At 32.7% G+C, this 22,386-nt stretch carries 18 protein-coding genes; 10 read left to right on the forward strand and 8 right to left on the reverse strand.

Going from position 1 to position 22,386, the window contains the following annotated elements; all coding sequences use genetic code 11:
• Positions 1-456: 456 nt before the first annotated feature.
• The 4 genes from GJV77_RS11310 to GJV77_RS11325 all read right to left on the reverse strand — a co-directional run bounded on the left by GJV77_RS11310 (position 457) and on the right by GJV77_RS11325 (position 4,874).
• Entirely contained in the window at positions 457-1,419 is a 963-nt protein-coding gene (locus GJV77_RS11310; protein ID WP_155036471.1) for an NAD-dependent epimerase/dehydratase family protein, read from the reverse strand.
• Positions 1,416-2,186, reverse strand: coding sequence for an SDR family NAD(P)-dependent oxidoreductase (locus tag GJV77_RS11315; protein ID WP_155036472.1), 771 nt, complete (start codon positions 2,184-2,186; stop codon positions 1,416-1,418). Before GJV77_RS11315 ends, GJV77_RS11310 begins: the two co-directional genes overlap by 4 nt.
• Positions 2,187-2,323: 137 nt before the next feature.
• The gene (locus tag GJV77_RS11320) at positions 2,324-3,412 is read right to left on the reverse strand and encodes a helix-turn-helix domain-containing protein (protein ID WP_155036473.1); all 1,089 of its coding nucleotides are present in this window, start codon (positions 3,410-3,412) and stop codon (positions 2,324-2,326) included.
• A gap of 229 nt (positions 3,413-3,641) precedes the next feature.
• A complete protein-coding gene (locus GJV77_RS11325) occupies positions 3,642-4,874 on the reverse strand; it encodes an amidohydrolase family protein (RefSeq protein WP_240142859.1) in 1,233 nt (410 codons plus the stop codon).
• A gap of 420 nt (positions 4,875-5,294) precedes the next feature.
• On the opposite strand from GJV77_RS11325, the gene GJV77_RS11330 reads away from it, so the two are divergent.
• The 10 genes from GJV77_RS11330 to traN all read left to right on the forward strand — a co-directional run bounded on the left by GJV77_RS11330 (position 5,295) and on the right by traN (position 14,362).
• Positions 5,295-5,900, forward strand: a complete 606-nt coding sequence (locus tag GJV77_RS11330) for a superoxide dismutase (RefSeq protein ID WP_155036475.1) — start codon at positions 5,295-5,297, stop codon at positions 5,898-5,900.
• Entirely contained in the window at positions 5,893-6,294 is a 402-nt protein-coding gene (locus tag GJV77_RS11335; RefSeq protein WP_155036476.1) for a tetratricopeptide repeat protein, read from the forward strand. The genes GJV77_RS11330 and GJV77_RS11335 overlap by 8 nt, the downstream gene beginning before the upstream one ends.
• A 248-nt stretch (positions 6,295-6,542) precedes the next feature.
• Positions 6,543-6,851 carry a DUF4134 domain-containing protein gene (locus tag GJV77_RS11340; RefSeq protein WP_205012530.1) on the forward strand — a complete coding sequence of 103 codons (309 nt, stop codon included), beginning with the start codon at positions 6,543-6,545 and terminating at the stop codon, positions 6,849-6,851.
• A gap of 11 nt (positions 6,852-6,862) precedes the next feature.
• Entirely contained in the window at positions 6,863-7,198 is a 336-nt protein-coding gene (locus tag GJV77_RS11345) for a DUF4133 domain-containing protein (protein ID WP_155036477.1), read from the forward strand.
• Positions 7,188-9,683 carry a TraG family conjugative transposon ATPase gene (locus tag GJV77_RS11350; RefSeq protein ID WP_155036478.1) on the forward strand — a complete coding sequence of 832 codons (2,496 nt, stop codon included), beginning with the start codon at positions 7,188-7,190 and terminating at the stop codon, positions 9,681-9,683. The genes GJV77_RS11345 and GJV77_RS11350 overlap by 11 nt, the downstream gene beginning before the upstream one ends.
• A 75-nt stretch (positions 9,684-9,758) precedes the next feature.
• On the forward strand, positions 9,759-10,358 hold the full coding sequence (locus GJV77_RS11355) for a DUF4141 domain-containing protein (RefSeq protein WP_377088004.1): 600 nt from the start codon (positions 9,759-9,761) through the stop codon (positions 10,356-10,358).
• 2 nt (positions 10,359-10,360) lie between these two features.
• Positions 10,361-11,356, forward strand: a complete 996-nt coding sequence (traJ, locus tag GJV77_RS11360; RefSeq protein WP_155036480.1) for a conjugative transposon protein TraJ — start codon at positions 10,361-10,363, stop codon at positions 11,354-11,356.
• A 20-nt stretch (positions 11,357-11,376) separates the two neighbouring features.
• Positions 11,377-12,000, forward strand: a complete 624-nt coding sequence (gene traK / locus GJV77_RS11365) for a conjugative transposon protein TraK (RefSeq protein WP_155036481.1) — start codon at positions 11,377-11,379, stop codon at positions 11,998-12,000.
• A gap of 232 nt (positions 12,001-12,232) precedes the next feature.
• Entirely contained in the window at positions 12,233-13,465 is a 1,233-nt protein-coding gene (gene traM, locus GJV77_RS11370; RefSeq protein WP_155036482.1) for a conjugative transposon protein TraM, read from the forward strand.
• 18 nt (positions 13,466-13,483) lie between these two features.
• Positions 13,484-14,362: a conjugative transposon protein TraN gene (gene traN / locus GJV77_RS11375; RefSeq protein ID WP_155036483.1), complete on the forward strand. Its 879-nt coding sequence runs from the start codon at positions 13,484-13,486 to the stop codon at positions 14,360-14,362.
• A 1,143-nt stretch (positions 14,363-15,505) separates the two neighbouring features.
• Here the strand turns inward: traN and GJV77_RS11380 are convergent.
• From GJV77_RS11380 to GJV77_RS11395, 4 genes are read right to left on the reverse strand one after another with little or no spacing between them, the layout of a single operon-like run.
• A complete protein-coding gene (locus GJV77_RS11380; protein WP_155036484.1) occupies positions 15,506-16,636 on the reverse strand; it encodes a cytochrome-c peroxidase in 1,131 nt (376 codons plus the stop codon).
• Positions 16,636-18,123, reverse strand: coding sequence for a DUF6850 family outer membrane beta-barrel protein (locus GJV77_RS11385; protein ID WP_155036485.1), 1,488 nt, complete (start codon positions 18,121-18,123; stop codon positions 16,636-16,638). Before GJV77_RS11385 ends, GJV77_RS11380 begins: the two co-directional genes overlap by 1 nt.
• A 4-nt stretch (positions 18,124-18,127) precedes the next feature.
• Positions 18,128-19,522, reverse strand: coding sequence for a DUF4876 domain-containing protein (locus GJV77_RS11390; protein WP_155036486.1), 1,395 nt, complete (start codon positions 19,520-19,522; stop codon positions 18,128-18,130).
• Positions 19,523-19,528: 6 nt separating this feature from the next.
• On the reverse strand, positions 19,529-22,264 hold the full coding sequence (locus GJV77_RS11395; RefSeq protein ID WP_155036487.1) for a TonB-dependent receptor plug domain-containing protein: 2,736 nt from the start codon (positions 22,262-22,264) through the stop codon (positions 19,529-19,531).
• Between the last annotated feature and the right edge of the window lie 122 nt (positions 22,265-22,386).

Here is a 22,386-nt window from a genome sequence, read left to right on the forward strand (position 1 = left end):
TTTAAATGCTGTTGCATTTATTTGTTGAATCTAAGAAAATTAAAAATCGAAAGCGTATCTATTCGGGTTTTGTTTTGCTCTTGTTCGGGAGTTGTTTCATAAAAGGGCTGTTTTTCGCAACAAAGTAGGGGAATTATGAAAGAATAATGAAAGGAAGTGTGATGAAATGAAAAATGTATTTTATCAAATCCCTTTATTGATAAGGGGTATCGATTGTTTTTTGTCAAATAAGGTTGCTCTTTTTTTGTATTAATTATTCCTTTTTATACCAGTTATTACAAGAGACCAATAAAGGTAGATGAGAATTGGGAAGGCGTCAAAAGGTTAAAATTACTGAGGGCGAAGGTATATATGATAGTTAGAAGAAAGTAATGCGCTAGCGCTGTAGATATAAAAGGAAAGCCTCCAACTAATTGAGGGCTTACTTTTTATACGAGTTTAAGTTTTCAATAGTGCTTAATTTGTTTTAAAATATTCAATTGCTTGAATAATTCCAAAATCAATAGGTTGATATTGAACTTTTAGTTCTTTAATTGATTTAGCGTTGTCGTAGTAATTGCCGATACAGAGTATCTTCATATTTGTCGAGCTAAGACTTGTTTGTACACCAAGTTTTCTCAGCAGATCACCTAGATACCCTATTGATATTAGTAATGGCTTAGGTATATTGACAATGATAGGGCTTTGATTAGTTAGCGTGTTTAGCTTTGTAAAGAAGGTATGATAAGAGAGGTTTTCATTAGCGATGAGGTACTTCTCACCATTTCGACCACTGAGTAGACTATTGTTTATAGCTTTTACCACATCTTTTACATTGACAAAGTTCTTTCCTCCTGGAGGAGAAAAAATGATTTTTTTCTTCCAAGCCATTAGTATTATTTTTCCAGAGCTCGGTTTGCGATCATAAGGACCAAGCATAAAGGTAGGGTTTAGAATTATGGTATGAATTTTATCTGTATTTTTGAGTAAGCACACTTCAGCTTCTCGTTTGCTTTGAGCATAGAATGAATCGGTAAAAGGCTTTTTCAAAGGAGTGTACTGATCACCTGGATTAGTGAGTGTACCAAAACCTAAGGAATTGGCAGAACTGATAAATACAAATTTTTTGACTCCAGTGCGTATGCAACTCTCTTGTAAATGTTTGCTTGCCTCTACATTGATTCTTTGGTATCGTTCATAGTCAGTGTAGTGTTGAGCAGTCTCAGCTGCGATATGGATACAAACGTCAACTTGGGTTAAATGTTGGTCTAAGATGTCAAATAAATTTCCCTGTATTAATTCTAGGTTATGATGGTCAATTAGGGTATAGCTTTTCTTATTTCTTAATAGAGCTTTGACTGTATAGCCTTTTGCTAATAGATCTAAAGCGAGATTAGTTCCCAATAGTCCAGTAATCCCTGTTATAAAAACGTTTTTCATTGATTTACCTCTTTTTTAATAGCCTTGGTCATTAAGGGTAGACGAACCCATATAGGAATCAAATGTAACAATATCCAGCTAAAAGGATTAACAATAATAAGACTATTGCCCTTAAACATATTGCGTATGCATTTTTTTGCAACGGTACTAGGGTTGAGTAAGGTTAGTTTTCCGAAAAAACCTTGTTTTTCAATTCTCTTAGTGACTTCATCGTTGGTAGCCATAGCTCCAGGATTAACAACACTAACGCGGACATTACTATCTTTTAGTTCTTGGCTTAGACCTCTAGAAAAAGAGTGTATAAAGGCTTTGGAGGCAGGATAGACAGTCTTGTATCCGATAGGAGAAAGAGCAGCTAGGCTAGAAACGTTTAGGATATAGCCTTTATCCTGATTTTTTAGGTTCGCTAAGAGTTGGTGGGTTAGTAGAGAAGTGGCTACTATGTTGAGTTGCAGGATTTTGTCAATGTATTGGCTAGTAGCTTGGTCAAACTTTTTAGAGCCACCAATCCCTGCATTATTGATCAGTATATTGATAGGGTAATTTTTGTTAATCCATTGGGCTGTTTCAAGTACATTTTCCTTGATGCTTAAATCGGTTTCTCTGTAAATAACCTCAATACTATAATTCCAAATAAGGTAGTGGGCAAACTGTTCTAAGTTTTGCTCAGGCAAGCTTATTAGAATAAGATTATTGTTTTGTTTGGCTAATTCTTCTGCTATAGATTTTCCTAGCCCTTGACTAGCTCCTGTTATAACTGCATACATACTTTTCACGTTTTAGTTTTTAAATATGTAGTAAAAATACTTTGGGGTATTGGTTGATGTGCTCTGATTGATAAAATAGAACTACTAGTATGGTTTTTGTTTAATTGTCTGATAGTTATATTGTTATAGGTTTGTGTTTATAAGTTGGAACGCATATTTCGATATTGGGTAGGAGTGATTTTGGTTATTTTTTTAAAGGTTGTATTAAAAGTTGTTTTAGAGTTAAAACCAGATTCATAACCAATAGCGAGAATGGTATAAGCATCGTATTTAGGATTATTTAGTAATTCTTTAGCCTTTTCAACTCTGTATGCATTGATAAATTGGAAGAAGTTTTCATTAAATCCCTTATTAATTACATAGGAAAGTTGATGAGTAGAAACCCCTAATTTTTCAGCGAGTTTAACAAGGTTTAAATCACTGTCTAGGTACGGATTTTGCTGTATCATTAACGCGCTTAGTTGTTCTTTGTAGAGGTTCAAATCAGCTTGATCCATTAAGGTATTTTTGTCTTGTTCTTTTTCAATTTCTTGGGCATGTACGATTTGGTTGACATCAATATTCTTTGGGTATATTTCACCTTGCTTGATGGCGAAATAAGCAATCATATAAGCGATAATTAGAAAGAATATATTGATATAAAGATTTAGTGCCTGAGTATTGATAAACGTGGTATATAAGGCCGTGCTTATAATAGAACAGGTGATGGCGTAAATAATCATCTTTATCCAGTTGAGATCCACCGGTTCTTTAGTAGAGACAAAGGTTTCGATATCTCGTTGGTGTTTAACCACCGTAAAATAGGCAAGTGAGATATAAAACAAGGCATTCAAAATAATCAATATCACTATTGGAGTGTTGTTAATTGATTGGTTGCTGAATAATTGGTAATAAAGCAACGTCAAATAGCTCATCGGCAATAGTAAGTGTAGAGAGTCTTTTTTTGTAAACTTATATATAGGCTTAGTATAGAAAAGTGTACTAATAAAAAAAAGAAAAGGCACTAGAAATTGGATAATTCCTTTAGTTAGGATAAACAATGGCCTATGGACAAATACTTGATCAGCTAAGGCCTCATCTAGCCAAAAGGTAGACCAGCACAATGAACATAAGCCGAAGTAGAAGTTCCCCTTTTTATTTATCTGTAAAGGATTGGTCAGTAGTAGAAAAGCGAGTAATAAAATACTTCCCGCAATTAGAAAGGATACAACATTGTTTAATACCATCGTTTGTTTTTGAGGTTAATCCTTGATTTGAAAAACTAAAGTAATGAAAAAAAGGGAAAGAGAAATAGTTGTAGATAATCATAATATTAATAAGTTGATTTTTAATAAATCACCTAGCCTTTGAGTTGTACTTTGAAGTGGGGGATTAAAGCTAGGTAAACTATAACTATTTATTGGTTAGTCTTTTTAGTGTCTCAAACCAATTATATTGGTCTTTATGGTCTTGATTCTACTTTTTAACCTCTTGTATCATTTGATTTATTTCATGTTTATCAATCCAACGACCATTTACAAACACTCCACTGATTGTCTTGGTATTTTCAATATTATCTAAAGGGTTTTTATCAAGTAGTATTAAATCGGCTAATTTGCCTTGTTCAATACTTCCTATTTTATCCTGTATAGTTAACCATTTTGCAGCTTGAATGGTAGCGGCACTAAGAGCCTCTTGTTCTGTTAATCCTGCTTCTACTAATAGTTTTAATTCATCGTGTAGCGAATATCCCCATACAATTCCCGAAGTACCTGCATCAGTACCTGCAAGCATGGAGACTCCTTGCTCTTTAAAGGCTTTAACAATAAGCTTATGGAACTCGACCATTTGATCAAAATATGCAATTCGCTTTTGGTTGGTTCCTTGATTGTATTGATTAGCAACAACCCACTTGCTTTGCATTAATGGGTGAACGTAAGAGAAACTTTCTAAACTAGTTACACTATCAACAGATCTGGCTTGTTTGGCAATATTTACTAAATTTGATAGGTTAGGGATAAGCCAAGTATTATTAGCTTTAGCTAATTTGGCATATTGTTCTGCTGTTTGGTAATTAAACTGTTTTGCGTGTTTAGAAAGTTCTTCTGCATGAGCAATTAATCCAAAGTGATCAATAAAGAATTCATTTGCTTGAGAATCTTCAAATGCTGTGGGAATATGTCCAACAACTTTCATGTTTTGATTCTTAGCCTCTTTAACCATGGCTTTAAAAGTGGGTTTGTCAAGTTGACTATAAGTTTTTATAAACTCAAAACCTTGTGCTTTGGCTAGTTTTACAGCAAAAGTAGCCTCTTGAGGATTTTGAGCGGTCAATATAGCATTACTTTTATCAATTAATCCAGCTAGAGCAATTCGTGGGCCTATGACTTGTCCTTTGAGTATTTCATTGCGTTGACCAATATGCTCTGCACGAGCACTAAGCTCAAAAACGGTTGTTACACCATTGGCAATGTAGAGTGTCATGAATCGTTGGGTATCAAAAAGAACACCCGCTCCTTGGGTGGGGTAGCCCATGTAAGGGCCATCGGCTAGGTTGTGAACATGCATATCAATAAGCCCAGGAATAAGATACTTACCTTGACCATTGATAACAATAGCATGTTCTGGTTTAGATCCATTGATAGACAGAATCTTATTGTTTTTTATGATAATATTTCCATTTTTAATGACCTGATTGTCTTTGTTCATAGTAATAATATCAACATTTTCAATAAGATAAACTTCTTGGGAAGAGCTGTTTTTTTGTGCTATTAAAAAAAGGGGCAGTAGAAAAAACAGTGTTAGGAATGTTAGATTTTTCATGTTACTTGTTTAAGGGTGTTGTTTAATTAATATGACGTTTGTTTTTTTTATCGTTACACGAAAAGTCACTTTTTTAGATTTACATTATTTGATATGTTTTAAATGATGAGGTGTTTATAGTGATTTTGTTGTTGTTTTAATCTTGTTATCAGTTATTTACGCCTGTATTTTAGAATAGTAATTAAAATTTTGTTAGACTAGTCTAAATTTATAGTTTTGTATGTATGAAAATTGAATAAGTATAATTCAAGAAATAAAGTCAGTTTTATCCCAGTAAATGAGTTTAACATAATAAATGAAAAAATCATGAAGATTAATTTAGAATTACCAGAATTACCTTACCAATTAAATGCTTTAACACCTGCATTAACTCAAGAAACTTTTGAGTATCATTACCAAAAGCATCATTTAGGTTATGTCAATAATCTAAAAGCTTTAGTAAAGGATACCGAGCTTATAGATTTAAGTGTTGAGCAATTAATACAACATGGCTTTGAGCATCGAAATATGGTTTTGTTTAATAATGCAGCACAGCATTTTAATCACAGTTTTTATTGGAATTGTTTAACTCCCCATAGTAGTGTACGCCCCAAGGGTAGAATAGCTGAACTTATCGATAGAGACTTTGGAAGTTTTGAGGTGTTTAAAGATACTTTTTCAAAAATAGCTGTTTCATTATTTGGCTGTGGATGGGCTTGGCTTGCACTGAATGAGAAAGGAAAGTTAGAAATATTAGCCATGAAAGAAGCCAATACTCCACTTACCTTAAAAATGCGCCCTATTTTAACTATCGATGTTTGGGAGCATGCTTATTATATTGATTACAGAAATGCTCGAGCTAGTTTTGTGGAGAGTTTTTGGGAGATTGTTAATTGGGATTTTGCCAACGAAAATTTATTGAGCTATGAGTGATTTATGTCTAACGCATATCCATCAATATTGGAAACAGTTAACAATCAAGGCTAATAAAAAATTTGATAATCGAGAGATTAAGCGGTCTTTACCTCTTTATCAGGAAGCGATGTATCGCGCAGAGGTATTATCTTATTACGTTGCAGAGTGTAATAGATTAAAGCTTCCGTTTTTGCAGATTTATATTATCTCGTGTAATAATCTAGCTAATGCCTTTATAGACCTAGGGCATGTATTTAAGGCAGAGAAGCTTTACAAAGGAGTGATTACTTATTTACTGAGCTTGAAAAACAATGAGTTTATTGATCAAAAGCAGTGGCAATCTGAATTGCGAAAAGCATCATTAGTTTATTTGTCTTTTAAAAAGAATAATTATGTGAATTTATTGAATTAGTTAGTAGTTAAATAGATTAAACACCTTTTAAGCACTTTTTAGAGTGTTTTAAAAGGTGTTTTTGCATTTAAAAGATCTATAATCTTTAGCCGTGCTAGTAAACAAAAGTATTGTTTGTTTTTTTGATTATAAGAAATTAAAAGCCAAATGATTCCTATGATTGGCTAAATTTTGAGAGTGTTTTTTTATTTGGGAATTTAGTGTGTATCATACAAAGTGTATGATAAATAACTAAAAACAAATACATTATGAAAACAGATTTTTTTAAGACCATTGTGCTGTTTGTTCTACTGGTGTTTTATCAAACAAAACTTTTTGCTCAGGGTAACGGTATCGCAGGGATTAATGAAGCTACTCAAATGATTACTTCATACTTTGATCCAGCCACAAAACTAATCTATGCCATTGGAGCGGTGGTAGGTTTAATAGGAGGGGTTAAGGTATATAATAAATTCACCAGTGGAGACCCTGATACTAGTAAAACTGCTGCAAGTTGGTTCGGTGCCTGTATATTTTTAATTGTATCGGCTAGTATACTTAGATCATTTTTCCTTTAATACTTTGATTTATGGTAAATTATAGTATTAATAAAGGAATTGGGTCAGTAGTTGAATTTAAAGGACTCAGAGGACAGTATTTGATTTATTTCGCCTTGGGATTAATTTTGAATATTGTTTTGATTATTGTGGGCTACCTATCAGGAGGTAGTATTTATGTGTGTTTATTTATAGGCTTTGTTTTGACTTTTGGCCTAAGTTATTTTGTGTTTTTATTTAATAAAAAATATGGACAATATGGCCTTGTAAAGCTTCGAGCAAGAGCTACTTTTCCAAAGTATATTTTAAATAGAAAACCTATTTCTGAGTATTTGAATCTAATAAAAACAGAAAGCTATGAGAAATAGAGCTAAAGCAAATACTCTAGAGCGCATGTTTCCAATTTATTCGGTACATGAAAATTCTATAGTAACAAAATCAGGCGATCTAACAATGTGTTTTAAGATGGAACTTCCTGAGATATTCACCCTCTCAAAACAGGACTATCAACACCTTTCAAACACTCTGTTTAAAGCCTTAGAATTATTACCTAATTATACGGTTGTTCACAAACAGGATTGGTTTTTACAACAAAGCTATAAGCCAGATTTTCAAATAGAAGATGCAAGCTATTTAGCTTTAAGCAATCAAAGGCATTTTAATGAACGTGCTTATTTGAATCATACCTGTTATTTGTTTATTACTAAAACCACAAAAAAGCGGATCGCTCAGCAGAGTGATTTATCAAGCCTTACTAAAGGTTATTTGCTACCTAAGCAAAGTCTAGATCAGCAGCTTATTTTAGATTTCACCTCAAGTGTTGATCTTTTTCAAAGGATCATTAATGATTCGCAACTACTAACGATGACTTGTTTAAGTGAGAATGAAATTCTAGGCAATGAGTTAGAGAGTGGAATTTTAGAGCAGTATTTTGCATTAAGTGATAAAAATAGGGGCAGTTTAAAGGATTTAGCTCTTTTTCCAGATAAGGTTAAAGTAGGGGATAAGTCAGTGCTTTTTCATACTCTATCTCATGTGGAAGACCTACCAAATAAGGTAAGTTGTGCAAATGTTTATCAAAACTTTTCAACCCAAAGTAGTCACCTTTTATTAAGTATGGCCAGTCAGGTTGGGCTTTTGCTTGATTGTAACCATATCTATAATCAATATTTGTTTATAGAGGATAGCCAAGCGAATTTGAAAAGGTTTGAGAAATCTGCTAAAACAATGCATTCTTTATCGAGGTATTCCAGAGAGAATCAAATCAATAAGCAATGGATAGAGAAATATTTAAACACTGCCTATAGTCAAGGGTTAAAAAGCATACGAGCTCATTTTAATGTTATGGCATGGTCTGAGGGTACACAGGGGGTAAGTGATATTAAGAATAATTGCGCTAGTGCAATATCTCAAATGGGGTGTACCCCAAGGTTTAATACCTTTGATGCTCCGGTGTTGTTTTGGGCAGGTATACCTGGAAATAGTGGTGATTTTCCTAGAGAAGAGAGTTTTTATACTTTTCTACAGCCAGGAATTTGTTTTTTAAATCTTGAAACAAATTACAAAGATTCTGTTTCGAGTTTTGGCATTACCATGTGTGATAGACTAACTGGTAAACCAATTCATGTTGATTTATCAGATTTGCCGATGAAAAAAGGAATAATTACTAATCGTAATAAATTTATTTTAGGTCCCTCTGGCAGTGGTAAGAGTTTTTTTACCAATCATATGATCAGGCAATACTACGAGCAAGGTTCACATGTATTGATGGTAGATACAGGTAATTCTTATCAAGGTTTATGTGAGTTAATCAACAGTAATACTCAAGGAGAAGATGGGGTTTATTTTACTTATACACAAGAGAGTCCTATTTCTTTTAATCCATTTTATACCCATGATAAAGTCTTTGATATTGAAAAAAAGCAAAGTATTATCACGCTTTTATTGACACTTTGGAAAAGAGATGATCAAAAAGTAACTCGATCTGAAGAGGTAGGGCTTTCAAATGCTGTTAGTGGCTATCTAAATAAGCTTCAATCCACTGATATCACCCCAGGGTTTAATTCTTTTTACGATTATGTTGCTTGTGAATACAAAGATAGTTTAACTCAAAAGAAAGTCAGGCAGAAGGAGTTTGACCTGGATAATTTTTTAAATGTATTAGAGCCTTATTATTGCGGTGGAGAATATGATTTTTTACTAAACTCACAATCTGATCTAGATTTACTTAACAAGCGTTTTATAGTCTTTGAAATTGATAGTATAAAAGACCACGGGATTCTATTTCCTGTTGTCACCATTATTATCATGGAAGTATTTATCAATAAGATGAGGTATCTTGATGGAATACGCAAGTTAATATTAATAGAGGAAGCCTGGAAAGCTATAGCTAAACAAGGTATGGCCTCATACATAAAGTATCTTTTTAAAACGGTTAGAAAATTCTTTGGCGAGGCAATAATAGTTACTCAAGAGGTGGATGATATTATATCATCAGAAATTGTTAAACAGACTATTGTGAACAATTCTGATTGTAAGATACTTTTAGATCAAAGAAAACACATTAATAAATTTGATCAAATACAACAATTATTAGGACTCAGTGAAAAGGAAAAAAATCAAATATTATCACTTAACCAAAACAATGATCCCAATAGATTGTATAAAGAAGTCTGGATAGGATTAGGAGGGGTTCATTCTTTGGTTTACGCCACAGAGGTGAGTTATCCAGAATACCTAACATTTACAACAGAACAAAGAGAAAGGCTTATGATAAGAAAAAGAGCTCAAGAGCTTAATTTAGATTTAGAGTCAGCTATTAAACAGCTTAATAGAGAAAACCTTTCAAAGTAGTAAACTATTCTTACTTAGTTAAATCATTAAAATTTTATCGATATGAACAAAATTGTAAAAGTAATTGCAATAGCTATGCTATTGTGTGTAAACCAACAGGTTTTTGGGCAATGGGTTGTGACCGATCCGGTGAATTTGGCTCAAGGAATTATAAACAGCGCTAATGAAATTGTACAAACCTCTCAGACGGTTAACAATGTGGTTAAGAATTTTAAAGAAGTCGAGAAACTCTACAATCAAGGTAAAGATTATTATCAGAAGCTTGAAAGAGTCAATGGACTGGTCAAGGATGCTAAAAAAGTTCAACAGACTGTTTTACTAGTGGCAGAGGTATCTAGTATGTATGTGAATAATTTTTCAAAAATGGTTAATGATTCTAATTTTTCACCAAACGAGATATTGGCAATCGGCAATGGATATTCAATTCTACTTAGTCAGAGTACTGATCTACTTAAAGAGCTTAAACTAATTGTCAATCAAAGTTCACTCTCATTAAATGATAAGCAAAGAATGGATGTGGTAGATAAGGTGTATGAAAAGATTAAAGAGCATCACAGCTTGGTGAGTTATTATACAAGAAAGAATATTTCGGTTAGTCTACTTAGAGCAAAAAAATATAACAGTCAAAAAAGGGTCTTAGACCTTTATGGCAGTAGTGATCAAAAATATTGGTGAGTATGCAAGAAACTAATTTACACGAGGTTTTACAAAATCTCTATTATCAAATGATGCCCTTGACCTCTGAGATGGTTTTTGTGGCAAAGTCCCTCGCGGGATTAGGAGCTCTTTTTTATATATCACTTCATATTTGGCAAGCTTTAGCTAGAGCAGAACCTATTGATGTATTTCCTTTGCTTAGACCCTTTGCTATAGGGCTTTGTATTATGTTTTTTCCCACGATAGTTTTAGGAGGTTTGAATTCTATATTAAGTCCGGTGGTTAAAGGAACTCATCACATTTTAGAGGGTCAGATTGTAGATCTTCAAGCCTTACAACAAAAGAAAGATTACTTAGAAAAACAGGTAATGCTTAGAGATACTCAATCAGCCTATTTGGTCTCAGATAGTGAGTTTGATAAAAAACTCGATGAGTTAGGTTGGTCCATTACTGACCTAGCAGCTATAAGCGGGATGTATTTAGAAAGGGGAATGTATGATCTGAAAAAGAGTATACGTGATGGTTTTAGGGAAATACTTGAAATGCTATTTCAAGCCTCTGCACTAGTGATTGACACCCTACGAACTTTTTTTCTAATTGTTTTATCCATTTTAGGACCTATTGCTTTTGCAATTTCTATATGGAGTGGTTTTGAATCTACTTTGGTTAAATGGATAACCAGGTATGTCAGTGTGTATTTGTGGTTAGCTGTGTCTGATCTTTTCTCTAGTATGCTTTCAAAAATTCAAAGCTTAATACTAGAGAAGGATATTCAAATGCTTAATGACCCCAACTTTATAGCAGATGATTCTAGTGGGGTGTATTCAATCTTTATGATCATTGGTATTGTAGGATATTTTACTATTCCAACGGTTACAAGTTGGGTTATACAAGCCGGTGGTGCTGGCAATTATGTGAAAAACATGAATCAAACAGCTATGAAAACGGGAAATGTTGCCTCGGCTGGTACAGCAGCTGTAACGGGAAATATCTCGGGTAGATTAAATAAAAAATAATTACACTAAAACTATTAATTATGGACTTTAAAGCCTTGCGAAATATAGAAAGTGGTTATAAAGCAATGCGAACATACGCTATTGTATTTGCTTGTTTTTGCAGTTTGATTACCGTGTTTAGTCTTTATAAAAGCTATGTTTTTGCTCAAAAGCAAAGACAAAAAATATACGTTTTAGACAATGGGAAATCACTAATGTTAGCCCTGTCTCAAGACGCTAGTATAAACAGGCCTGTGGAGGCAAGAGAACACGTGAGAAGATTCCATGAGCTATTCTTTAGTCTATCGGCTGAGAAAAAGGCTATTGAAAGCAATATGCAAAGAGCCTTTAACCTATCGGATAAAAGTGCGTATAACTATTACAATGATTTATTAGAAAAGGGGTATTATTCAAGGGTTATTTCAGGGGGGATTCAACAGCGTATCAATGTTGATAGTATTGTAATTGATTTTGACACCTATCCCTATAAAACCACTACATATAGTAGTCTACTAATTGTTAGGCCTAGTAATATTACAAGACGTAGGCTTGTTACCTCGGCAGAGCTTTTAAATGCGGTTCGTTCGGACTATAATCCACAAGGTTTTGTTTTAGAACGATTCAGCGTGTTAGAGAATAAAGATATTCAAACCATAAAACGATAAATACTAAAGGTTATGAAAAAACGATATAAAACTTTATTTGCCCAAAGAATACTACTTAAAAAGTCATGGGCAATTGGATTTGTAATTCTACTTATAATACTGTGTTTTATAGAGATTTTAAATCATTATTATAATTCAAATAACACAAAAAGTTTAATCCATATACCTGTTGCTATACCTATTGGTAAAGTGTTTTTAAACCAACAAACAAACCATCAATTGCACTTTAGTTATGATACAAAACCACCAAAATACACAAAGCAAAAAAAAGCTACTGGTAAGTTTCCTAGCCTTTAGTCTAATGGGAGGAGTTTTTCTATTGGCGATTTACTTTATTTTTAAACCGACCAAAAGTAATATTGATATTGATGAAACTGACCTGTTACCTGCGGCAATGCCTGAGAAAATGCCAAGTAATAAGATAAAAGCTTATGAATTTGATCTTTGGAGTCAAACCCAGAAAAAAAATAGCAACCACAGGATTTATTTTAAAGATTTCAAAGACACAATAACGGCTAATATTCAAAGACCTGATCAGAATATTGTGAATTATCAAAAGAACAATAACCTTGGAGATTTTAATCATTTCAATACTTCTTATGATGATTCTCAAAGAGTAATACAGGATTTTTATTCTTCAAAAGATGATGATCATCAAACTTTGGAGTTAAAACAAAAAATAGAAAAATTAGAGTTAGAGCTTTCTCAAAAAAGCATTCCAGAGCCACTGAGCCTGCAAGGTCAATTAGATCTTATGGAGAAGTCCTATCAAATGGCAGCCAAATACCTACCGGATTCAAAACAAAAGCCAATACTGCTGTCTAACCCTATTGAGCAAGAACAAAAAAAAAGGCCACTAAGAGTTCAGTCCCAAAAGGATAAAAGTGTTGTGTCAACTCTTGTTTCAGTGTTAAAGCCTATAGATTTGGTCAGTGCAAGAGAAGAAAACTCTTTTTATTCAATTGGAGTAAAATCAAAAGAGAAAGGTTTTAAAAATACCATAAAGGTAACTATAGCTAAAGATCAAGTAATTGTCGATAAAGGCTATGTCGAGCTTAAATTATGCCAAGGCATCAGTATTGGTGATATGGTATTGGAAAAAGGAAGTTTAATAATGGGTCTAGCAACAGTTTCTGATAGAGATAGGGTAATTGTGAATGTACATTCCATTTTAATTAAAGAGTATATAACTCCAGTTGAGTTACTTGGGTATGATATCTATGGGCAAATAGGGGTGCAGGCGACGGATTTTCAAGAGGTTAGTGCAACAAAACAAGTGTTGTCTTCCTTAGCCACAACAAGCAATAGAGGAATTACTTTATCTCGTGGAGCCTCCGATCAGATAAAGGCAGATTTAGCAAAAGGCGTAATTTCAGGAGTGTCAGACTATTTTTCAAAGAAAGTAAAAAGCCATAGAGTCACTCTTAGAAAAGGACAGCAACTTTTTTTGGTTTCAAAAGATTAATCATTAAAAAATATAATTATGAAAACAATATTAACAACTGCAGCAATATATATAATATTTATTTCCAGCTATGGATTTTCTCAAGAAAGCGTAATTGATAATAAGCTAGAAATGGCAAGAATTAGCCCCTATGATATTGAGGTGACTCAAAACAATACAACACATATTTTATTTTCAAATAGTATTAAATATGTTGATTTAGGCAGTAGTGAGCTCATCGCACAAAGAGTTGATGTTTCCAATAACGTTTTACGGCTAAAGGCGGTTGATTCTTTAATGCAGCCTACAAATTTTACTGTAATAACTAGTCAGGGAGACTATTATTCTTTTGGTGCCCGTTATAGTAAAAATCCAAAGTCTTTAAGTTATGATTTGCAGAAATTAAAAACTAATAAGGATAATTATAACACTGAGGCTTTTATTAGTGATTTAGGTGAGTTAAAACCTAGTTTAAATCAGGTTTTTATACAAAATATCTTTAAACATGGTAAAAATGATTTACATCTTTATCAAAAGGACTATCAGATCAAAATAGGCTTAAAGAATATCTATACTCTAAAGGGTAAGTTGTATTTTCACGTTTTTATAGAAAATCATAGTAATCTTAGTTTTATGTTGGATAATTTTAGCTTTAAAGTTGTCGATAGAAAACGGGTGAAAAACACGACTATTCAAAAGATTGATTTAAAGCCAATAAGAAGTTACGGGATGATTGATGAAATTCTCCCTCATCAGGTTGTAGATATGGTATTTGTATTGAATCAGTACCCTTTGTCTAATAAAAAATTGCTTTTAATTCAAGCCCATGAGGTTAATGGCTTTAGAGACCAAGAGTTAAAGGTTAAAACCTCTGATATTCTTAAAGCCAAACAACTAAGTAAGTTTTCCTTTAAATAAATATTTTTTTTCAACGCCCTATTATTTATATGATAGGGTGTTTTTTTAGTTAATAGTGTTAATGTGTTAACTTTTTTATCTCAACTAATATCGATAAGTAAAAAAGATAATTTTAAAACCATATTTTGTTTAAGTAAAGACATTGTTTTTTTTTATAATAATGAATGTTTAATGTAATTATGTTTTTTTTAATAAATTAATATTTTTATAAGTATTGTTTTGGGCGTTTACTCAATAAACAGGTGCTTTTACTAAATATAATTCTGAAAGATTAGAGCTAAGCCATAGATTAGCATTTACTATTAGAAATTAGCTTTAAGCTTATATAACCAAAGAGTTAATCAATAAATACCCCAAAAAGGGTATTTCCAAAATGCGAATACTGATAGATATTTGTAGTGAATAAAAAATATCTAATAAATGCTATAATTAACTCTTTTAAAATTTAGTTGGTTATTGAGTTTTTAATGTGTTTTTATTTTGAGTTTATTGCTCAAGATTACCTATTATCAAAACAATGATCCATTAGAGTTTAAGCAAACTAAAAGTAAATAGAAAACAAAAAAATGCACTGTAAAAATTGCTTTAAATAAATTGGTAAACTAGTTTAATATAGCTATTTAATAGAGAAAGAAACCCCCTGAATTACGATGACTTAACACCATCTTTAACACTAAATCTATTACTATGTTAATTGTCCCTGTAAAACACCCCACAGATTCTACTCTAATCGAGAAAGAGTATCAAGAGCTATTAACTCTTATTGAAACAGCAAAACAAAACAATCAAAAACAATTTGAAGTAGAAAATTTGTCGTACTACAATCATATGCGACTAATTAATAAAAATTATGTAATTAAGAAGTTTATGAGAAGGTATTTTTTCAATCTAAAGGTCAAAAAATACTATTTGGTTAAACTTCCTTTATAATATATGTCTTTTTCTTATTTGTCTTATTAATAAATACTTAGTTGTTTTTACTTAGCTTTACACCTTACAACTATAATACCTATAAGTTAAGACATAGACTACGCTTTTGAAATTGAAAAAAAGGGTAAGAGTAGTATTTCATGTTGCCCTGTTTGATTAGGACCTAAAGAAGTGTATTGCTTCTTTAGGGACTTATCAATATAAATGACTTAATTAAGGCATTACAGGTGGGGTTATTGTTGTTGTTTGCGAGGATAACCCGTGTAAGAATTCAATTATAGCTTCTTGTTCTTGTTTTGTAAGGTTTAAGGGTTTTAAAAGCTTTGAAGTAACTGGAAAAAGCGAATCATTTTTGTACTCTTCTCTTCTATAAGGGGTATTCATTCCAATATTATACATACTAATTACACTTTGAATATTTGGAAATATTCCCTGATGAAACCAAGGCCCTGTGTTGATTACATTACGCAAGCCAGGGGTTTTGAATTTTCCAACATCCTCTGGAAGTTTTGTTATGTTGTATCTACCTAAATCTTCCCTTTTTCTTTTATAGAATGTAAAGCCTTGATTGTGGTATTGTAAGTCGGTAAAATATGGACCGTTATGACAATTAATGCATCTAGCTTTGGTTCTAAAAAGGTGTAGTCCGTGTATTTGATTATCACTAAGGCTTTGATAGTCTCCATTTATAAACCGGTCAAAAGCGCTAGTTTTTGAAACGATAGTTGTTTGAAATAAAGCAATTGCATCAAGGATTCTATCCAAAGTGATTTGTCTTGATCCATAGGCTTTTTTAAATAGTATTTCGTATCCTTTTATTTTTTGAATTTTCAGGGCTAAGGTTTTAGTGGATTGAAACATTTCTACGTGATTTTCAATAGACATGATTTGCTGCTGCTGTAAGGAATTTGCTCTTCCATCCCAAAATAGTTCTTTTTGGATCCAAACATTTTCAATACTAGGGGTGTTACGCTTGCCCGTTAGTGAATCGTGACCAATGGCTAGAGGGTTTTTATCCGCCCAATTTTTAGAGGGTATGTGACAACTAGCACATGATATTTTATCAGAGGAAGATAATCTAGGATCGAAAAAAAGAATCTTACCTAATTCTAATTTTCCTTGATCCTTTACACTTATTACAGGAGCGCTTGGTAGCGCAGTTAAAGGGGTATATACGGCTGTAGAATCTACTAAGGCAGCTGGCCAATTTTTACTATCGACCATATAGGCTTTTTTTAAATCTTCTATACTTTGGTACTTGGGGTCAATGCCACGGTCAAGCTTATGAAAGCTCAATAAAATGATGGCTAGAACTGCTAAAGTAGTAAGGGTGAGTTTATTCATTATAAGTACAGTTTTAGACTTGCTAGAATACTATTTCTTGTTTGTTTTTTGCTCATAAGGATATTTGCCGATAGACCTAAGTAAACTGTATAGTTTTTAATCCAAGAGGTATTGGCGTACCCCAACTGAGTCTGTAATGCCCATTTGTTTTTTTGATGATATAGGTAATCAACCCATATAACTTGTTGGGTAAAATTGTTTTGTTGAGCTGGTGCAATAAACAAATCGTTTGATAGCTTTCTATGAATTAGAGGCGATAGTTTAAAATGGTAGAGATGATTTGATTTTTTGTATAAAGTATTGATAAATAGTTTGTTGGTTGTCGAACTGTAGTTTTTAGAAGAACCAATGGCATAGTCATTTTTTTTGGTGGATTGAAAATAGCTATCTAGCCCAATCTCCAAGTGTAAGTTTGGGGCTATATCGCTAAGTTTGGTTAAGAATTGGGTATGAAGACTAAAGTGATTAACCCTGTAGTTGATTCCCTCTAATGCTCGGTAGTTTTCTGCCTTGTAATTATTGTAGGCTACCAAAAGCTGCAAATTCAGTTTTGCCTTTACACGATAATTTAAAAGAGTCTCAAGGTTTATTTGTTTGTTTTTAAAGGTGTTTTTATTGTTAAAGGTTTCGGCATATTTATTTAGCAGAGCATCTTGATTTTGAGAAATAACCTTAGCCAGGCTGTTTACTTTTAGTCTATTTCCCCAATAGGCATAAGCAAGCTTGTAGGTGTTTGTTTTTTGATCTCTATCTAAAAGGTAGTTTTGATCACTTAAGATGATATCACCATAACCTAAAGAAATATTTAGAAAACGGTCTTTGTATTGATTACTGGTTTTGTACTGGGTGTTTTTATACATAATATTGTTGGTTTGCGTGGTTTTTCCGTAACCCAAAGCAATACCGAGGTGGTGTTTTTTAAACCTGTAGGCTAACTGTAATTTGTAATTAATATAATAGTCTACCACGTCAGCTCTAGGGTCCATATTGGTTGTACTCCAGTTATAATCAAAGTCAATTCCTGCACCTATAGTTAGTTTATCTTTAAAAATGGGGTAACTAAAGATAGTATTGGCTAGGTATTGTTGGTTTTGTTTGTTGTTGGGGTGAGAAGCATAAAAATAAAAGGGATTAAATTTATCGTGTTTTCCTCTTAGGTCATTTGCAATTTGATTGTTGAATTGTTTAGAGAAAACAAAGTTTCCGTAAGCTTTTACTTTAGAAATATCTGTAAAGCCTTCTGCATTAAAATTATACTTTTGAGTATTGTTTGGGTCTTGACTTTTTTTCAAGTCTCCATTTACAGATAAGTATTCCAAACTGATTTGCCCAAATTGGTGTTCTTGAAGGTTTAAAAATAAGATATGTTTTGCTGCAAGTTCTCTTTGGTTTTTATTGGTTAGCCAAATATCTAAATGCTCAGAACTGTTCTGAGCATTTAGCATTTGAGCCAATATTATGGTTAGAAAAGTAAATAATATTCTCATGAATTTAATCAAAAAATGAATCTTCTGCTTTGGTAGCAATTGGTTTGTTTGAAACGGTAAAGTCCTCGGTAGAGTTATTGGTATCTAGAAGAACACGTCGCCCGTTGGATAAGGTGTATCGTGTTTTTCTAAAAAGTGATTCACTAGAGTAGGTTCCATTAGGAACAAACGTGTTACCTCTATCTAGTGATTCGGGTATTTTTCTAGGAGCAACGCGTCTATCTGTTGCGTGTCTGATTTGTACAGCATCAATAGTGTACTCAATAGGTATTCTTATACACTCTGTGCTATCATTACTTTTAGGAGCTTTAACCACAGGGAGAGATTCTACCGGTAGATTGGTAGGTAGTTTAATAAGTAAAATACCATCATCGGTTGAAAAGCGCATAGAGATATCTCTTTCTTGAACTTTAATGACTTTCATCTTATCAATACCTATTGTATTTAAATTGTATTTGTATTTAGGCTCAGTAATGTCAATACCATAAGTGTTTTGTAGGTAATCCAGTAGGTATACATCAAAGTCAGCTTGACTTAAATCAACGGTTTTATTTGGGTCGACAAATTCAGAAGGTTTCCCGATAATAAAGTTTTTAGTGTGGTCTATTGCCGTAGCAGCTACTATAATACTTTTTCCTGGTTCTATTGGATATTGCTTACCACTTCCTGGGAATTTGAATACTTTTTTGGCATATACAAAGTCTTTATTTAGATCTTTATCTGAAGTATTCCCTTGGGATTTATTCCAATTATAACCACCATTGGCAAGAAGAACGTTTTCTTTATCCGGACGATTTGCTGTTTTATTAGTGGCGTTGTGTAGCATAACTAAAAGTATCCCATCTAAGTACTCTGTGTAAGGACTATTGTTATAGATTTCAACAAATTGATCTCTATAAGCTGATCCGTCTTTAAGACTAGAGCCTGCATAGTAAATTTGCTTAAATACAAGTCCTGTATCACTTGATTTATTGATTTGAAGCTTTAGATGAATTTCTTTAGAACTTTGTAAATCAAGGTTCTCAATATTTGCGGTAAAGCTAATTGTACTATCCTGTATTTTAGGTTCTTTACTTCCGGTTTGATCTATTAAATCATTGTAAGTTTTCTTGTCAAGGGTTTGTTTGGCAACAATATTGTACTGTCCAATTCTAAGTTGAGCTTTGGCTATTCCATTTTTATCAAGCTTAATTGTACTGGTTGTTCCATTGGCTTTATTGGTAAATTCAACAGTGGTATTTTCCAAATCAATTGGAAGATCTGTATAATTAGTGTCGATTGAGCCTATAAAAGACACATCTATAGTTGAGGCTAATTCCTGTGATTGGTCATCAGAGCTACAACTAGTGGTTAAAAACGTGCATACAAAAAGTAGCGTTAAAATAAGGTTGTTTTTCATTATGATTTAAAATTTAATTGATATTGAGCCTGTAATACTAAAGGGGGCATTGTACTGTATAATTGATTTACTCCCATCGGAAAGCTCTTTTTCTTTGTTTATTCTGATATTAAAAAAATTATAGGTGTTAATTCCTATTCTTATATTCTTGCGTATTTCTTTGGTTGCATTTAAGTTTACAACATAAAAGATCGGTTGTTGATAGTTATTTTGTCCAGTTACAATACTTTGCTTAATGTCTTGTTCTAGGTCAATTGTAATTGGTTTGAAATTTTTATCTAAGTATTGATTTGCAAATAAGGGTTGAGTATTTAGACTTTTTCTAAACCAAAAAACATCACTATTAGCCGTTATAATAAACCCTATTTTAGGAACGTGATAACTCAATGAAAGCTTACTCATTAACGACAACGACTTTGTTTTAGCGGGATTAAACTTTGTGTAGTATACCCCATATTTGTCAATAACTTCTCTTTGAGTTACCTCATTATAAGTTGGATTAGAATCATAGTATTCACTATAGGAAAGGCTATGAGATAAGGAGATGTATAGGTTTAATGACTCGATTTTTTTAGATGAGCTACTCCAATCGATTCCATAGGATTTTGAACGTACACTATTTGTTATGGTTTGAATGGTGTAATCGGTTAAGGTTTTGTTTTTACCTGTGGGTCTATATTGTATTTTTTGATTTTGATTGATATCACCTATTACCTCATATTCAGGAATAGTTATGGGATAATATTCTCTTTTTACCCCAAAGCCGTCTTTGTTGTTTTTAAAATAGGCAAATACACTATTTGAAAAGAGTTTACCTTGATGAGAGTATCCTATTTCAAATTGTGTTGATTTTGAAGGTTTTAAGTGGTTATTATTGGTCTGTATCTTAACTGTCTTTACTAGATACAGACTGTTTTGCATATTTGAGTTGTCAAAAAAGTTTAAAAGAGGGAAGTCTAACCAAATTGGTGCAGGAAATCGGTGAGCTAATGAGGGGGCTTTGGTAGATATTCCGTATCCAAAGGTAATTTGACTACCAGGTTTTGGTTGGTAGGTTAGGTTTATTCTGGGTTGATAGCTTATTTTTTGGTTTTGTATATCCACGCGAAATCCAATATTTCCCTCTAATGGATTATTGAATAGATTAGATTTAAAGTTATCCATAAGGTAGGCTCCAATATTTAATTGAGCCTGATTTTGTCTAAAATCATAGGGTCTATCATTTCCTTTAGAGTTTTGATTCCATCTTGGTTGATCTTGTTTGTATATTGTACCTTGTCCTAAATTATCATGGTAGTTTAAAGAGGCCCCCATAGATAAATGATGCTCTATTTTTTGTCCAAAGGTTGCTGAACTCGCATTTAGAGTTGCTCCAATACTTATTGGTTTTCCGTGTATTTGTTCCACGGCTATATATCTACCATCGACATAGTAACCTTGGTATATTCCTGTTGTGTCTTTATTGGCTATGGGAAAAGGTCCTTTGTTTATTCTCTGTTGATTATATGTTTTACTAATACCATAAGAACCATTAATGTTTAGATTTAAGGATTTAATGGTTTTTGTGTTTAGTTTTATTGAGGTTCTGTTAGAGGCTCTAAAGAAATTATCACTAGCCTTTAGTTTTCGTCCTAGTTGATCATCGGGATCTTCACGTACATTATCCAATCTCTTACTAAGGCTAAAGCTAAAGGTGTTTTTTATATTTTTACCAAAGCTTTTAGTCCACATAAGATTTTGACTTATTCTGGTGTAAGATTTTACTTTATCCCTGGGATCACTGTTACTTTTTGAATAGTTTACAGAAAGATTTAAAGCTCCTAAATTCTTAGCAAGTCTAAAGCCTTTTGATAGGTTTGTAGTGGTTGCTCCTCTATTGATATTGGTTGTGAAGTTAAAAGGAGTAGCACCGGCTTGTTTGTTTATTATAATGGCACCATCGGTTAGTTCTGCATATTTGGCTGAGGCCACACCTTGAACTACTTCAATACTTTCAATGTTTTCAGTAGGTATTTCACGAAGGTCTATTCCTTGGTAGGTTTGGTTTGATATACTACCGGTATTAGCTCCGGATACCATACCGAATTGATTTAAGCTGCGAGTTTGCATATTTGCATCATTGCTAATATTTACATCATCCACTATAATGGCAACTCCGAAAGAATTATTCATCTTTTGTAGACTACCACCGGTTAGTTTATCAAAGCTAGCTCCTCTTAAATTTATGGTTTGCGCACTATTAAGATTAGGGGCAACACTTGCATGGCCGGGAAGATTATTTAATACGTCTTTTAAACTAAAGGCTTGTGCTTGTGCAATGGCTTGTCTATCAATAATGATCGCTGAATTAGAGCCTGATTGTTTTGTATAGGAAGGGGCCTTTATATTGATTTGCTCTAATGTAATTGATAAATCAACTAAAGTAAAAGTGTTTTGATATTTATTATATGTATCTAGGTTATTAATATAAATGGATTGTTTGTTGGCATAATGAATACTAAAGGGACGAAACTCATTAGTGAATTTAATTTTAAACTCACCTTTACTATTGGTGTAATCAACTTGGTTGTCTTGCCAAAGTATTGTAGCAAACTCTAATGGGGTGTTATTTTGGTCTAAGACAATTGCCTTATTTAAAGAGGTATATGAGCTTTGACTATAGCATAAGGGAGATAAAAGTAATAATGATAGAATTACTATATAAGAGTAAACCTTATCAAAGTTAGTAGGGGAGAATGTCATTATATTTATTAAGTTTAAATAATGACAAAGGTAGTTTTTCTTGTTAAATTACAAATAATAGTGCTTTTGTTGAATTGTCAAAACTGTGATTATAAATTGGTTATATTAAATAGTTAGATTGT

The sequence above is a fragment of the Myroides pelagicus genome (assembly GCF_009711055.1).
Taxonomy (GTDB): Bacteria; Bacteroidota; Bacteroidia; order Flavobacteriales; family Flavobacteriaceae; genus Flavobacterium; species Flavobacterium pelagicum.

Bases quoted from the DNA above. Each gene is read 5' to 3' on its own strand.
- GJV77_RS11395 (WP_155036487.1), bottom strand. From the start codon at position 22,264: ATGACATTCTCCCCTACTAACTTTGATAAGGTTTACTCTTATATAGTA.
- GJV77_RS11325 (WP_240142859.1), bottom strand. From the start codon at position 4,874: ATGAACAAAGACAATCAGGTCATTAAAAATGGAAATATTATCATAAAA.
- GJV77_RS11330 (WP_155036475.1), top strand. From the start codon at position 5,295: ATGAAGATTAATTTAGAATTACCAGAATTACCTTACCAATTAAATGCT.
- GJV77_RS11390 (WP_155036486.1), bottom strand. From the start codon at position 19,522: ATGAAAAACAACCTTATTTTAACGCTACTTTTTGTATGCACGTTTTTA.
- GJV77_RS11310 (WP_155036471.1), bottom strand. From the start codon at position 1,419: ATGAAAAACGTTTTTATAACAGGGATTACTGGACTATTGGGAACTAAT.
- traM (WP_155036482.1), top strand. From the start codon at position 12,233: ATGATACAAAACCACCAAAATACACAAAGCAAAAAAAAGCTACTGGTA.
- GJV77_RS11315 (WP_155036472.1), bottom strand. From the start codon at position 2,186: ATGTATGCAGTTATAACAGGAGCTAGTCAAGGGCTAGGAAAATCTATA.
- GJV77_RS11385 (WP_155036485.1), bottom strand. From the start codon at position 18,123: ATGAGAATATTATTTACTTTTCTAACCATAATATTGGCTCAAATGCTA.
- GJV77_RS11355 (WP_377088004.1), top strand. From the start codon at position 9,759: ATGCTATTGTGTGTAAACCAACAGGTTTTTGGGCAATGGGTTGTGACC.
- GJV77_RS11320 (WP_155036473.1), bottom strand. From the start codon at position 3,412: ATGGTATTAAACAATGTTGTATCCTTTCTAATTGCGGGAAGTATTTTA.
- GJV77_RS11340 (WP_205012530.1), top strand. From the start codon at position 6,543: ATGAAAACAGATTTTTTTAAGACCATTGTGCTGTTTGTTCTACTGGTG.
- GJV77_RS11380 (WP_155036484.1), bottom strand. From the start codon at position 16,636: ATGAATAAACTCACCCTTACTACTTTAGCAGTTCTAGCCATCATTTTA.
- GJV77_RS11345 (WP_155036477.1), top strand. From the start codon at position 6,863: ATGGTAAATTATAGTATTAATAAAGGAATTGGGTCAGTAGTTGAATTT.
- traJ (WP_155036480.1), top strand. From the start codon at position 10,361: ATGCAAGAAACTAATTTACACGAGGTTTTACAAAATCTCTATTATCAA.
- GJV77_RS11350 (WP_155036478.1), top strand. From the start codon at position 7,188: ATGAGAAATAGAGCTAAAGCAAATACTCTAGAGCGCATGTTTCCAATT.
- traK (WP_155036481.1), top strand. From the start codon at position 11,377: ATGGACTTTAAAGCCTTGCGAAATATAGAAAGTGGTTATAAAGCAATG.
- GJV77_RS11335 (WP_155036476.1), top strand. From the start codon at position 5,893: ATGAGTGATTTATGTCTAACGCATATCCATCAATATTGGAAACAGTTA.
- traN (WP_155036483.1), top strand. From the start codon at position 13,484: ATGAAAACAATATTAACAACTGCAGCAATATATATAATATTTATTTCC.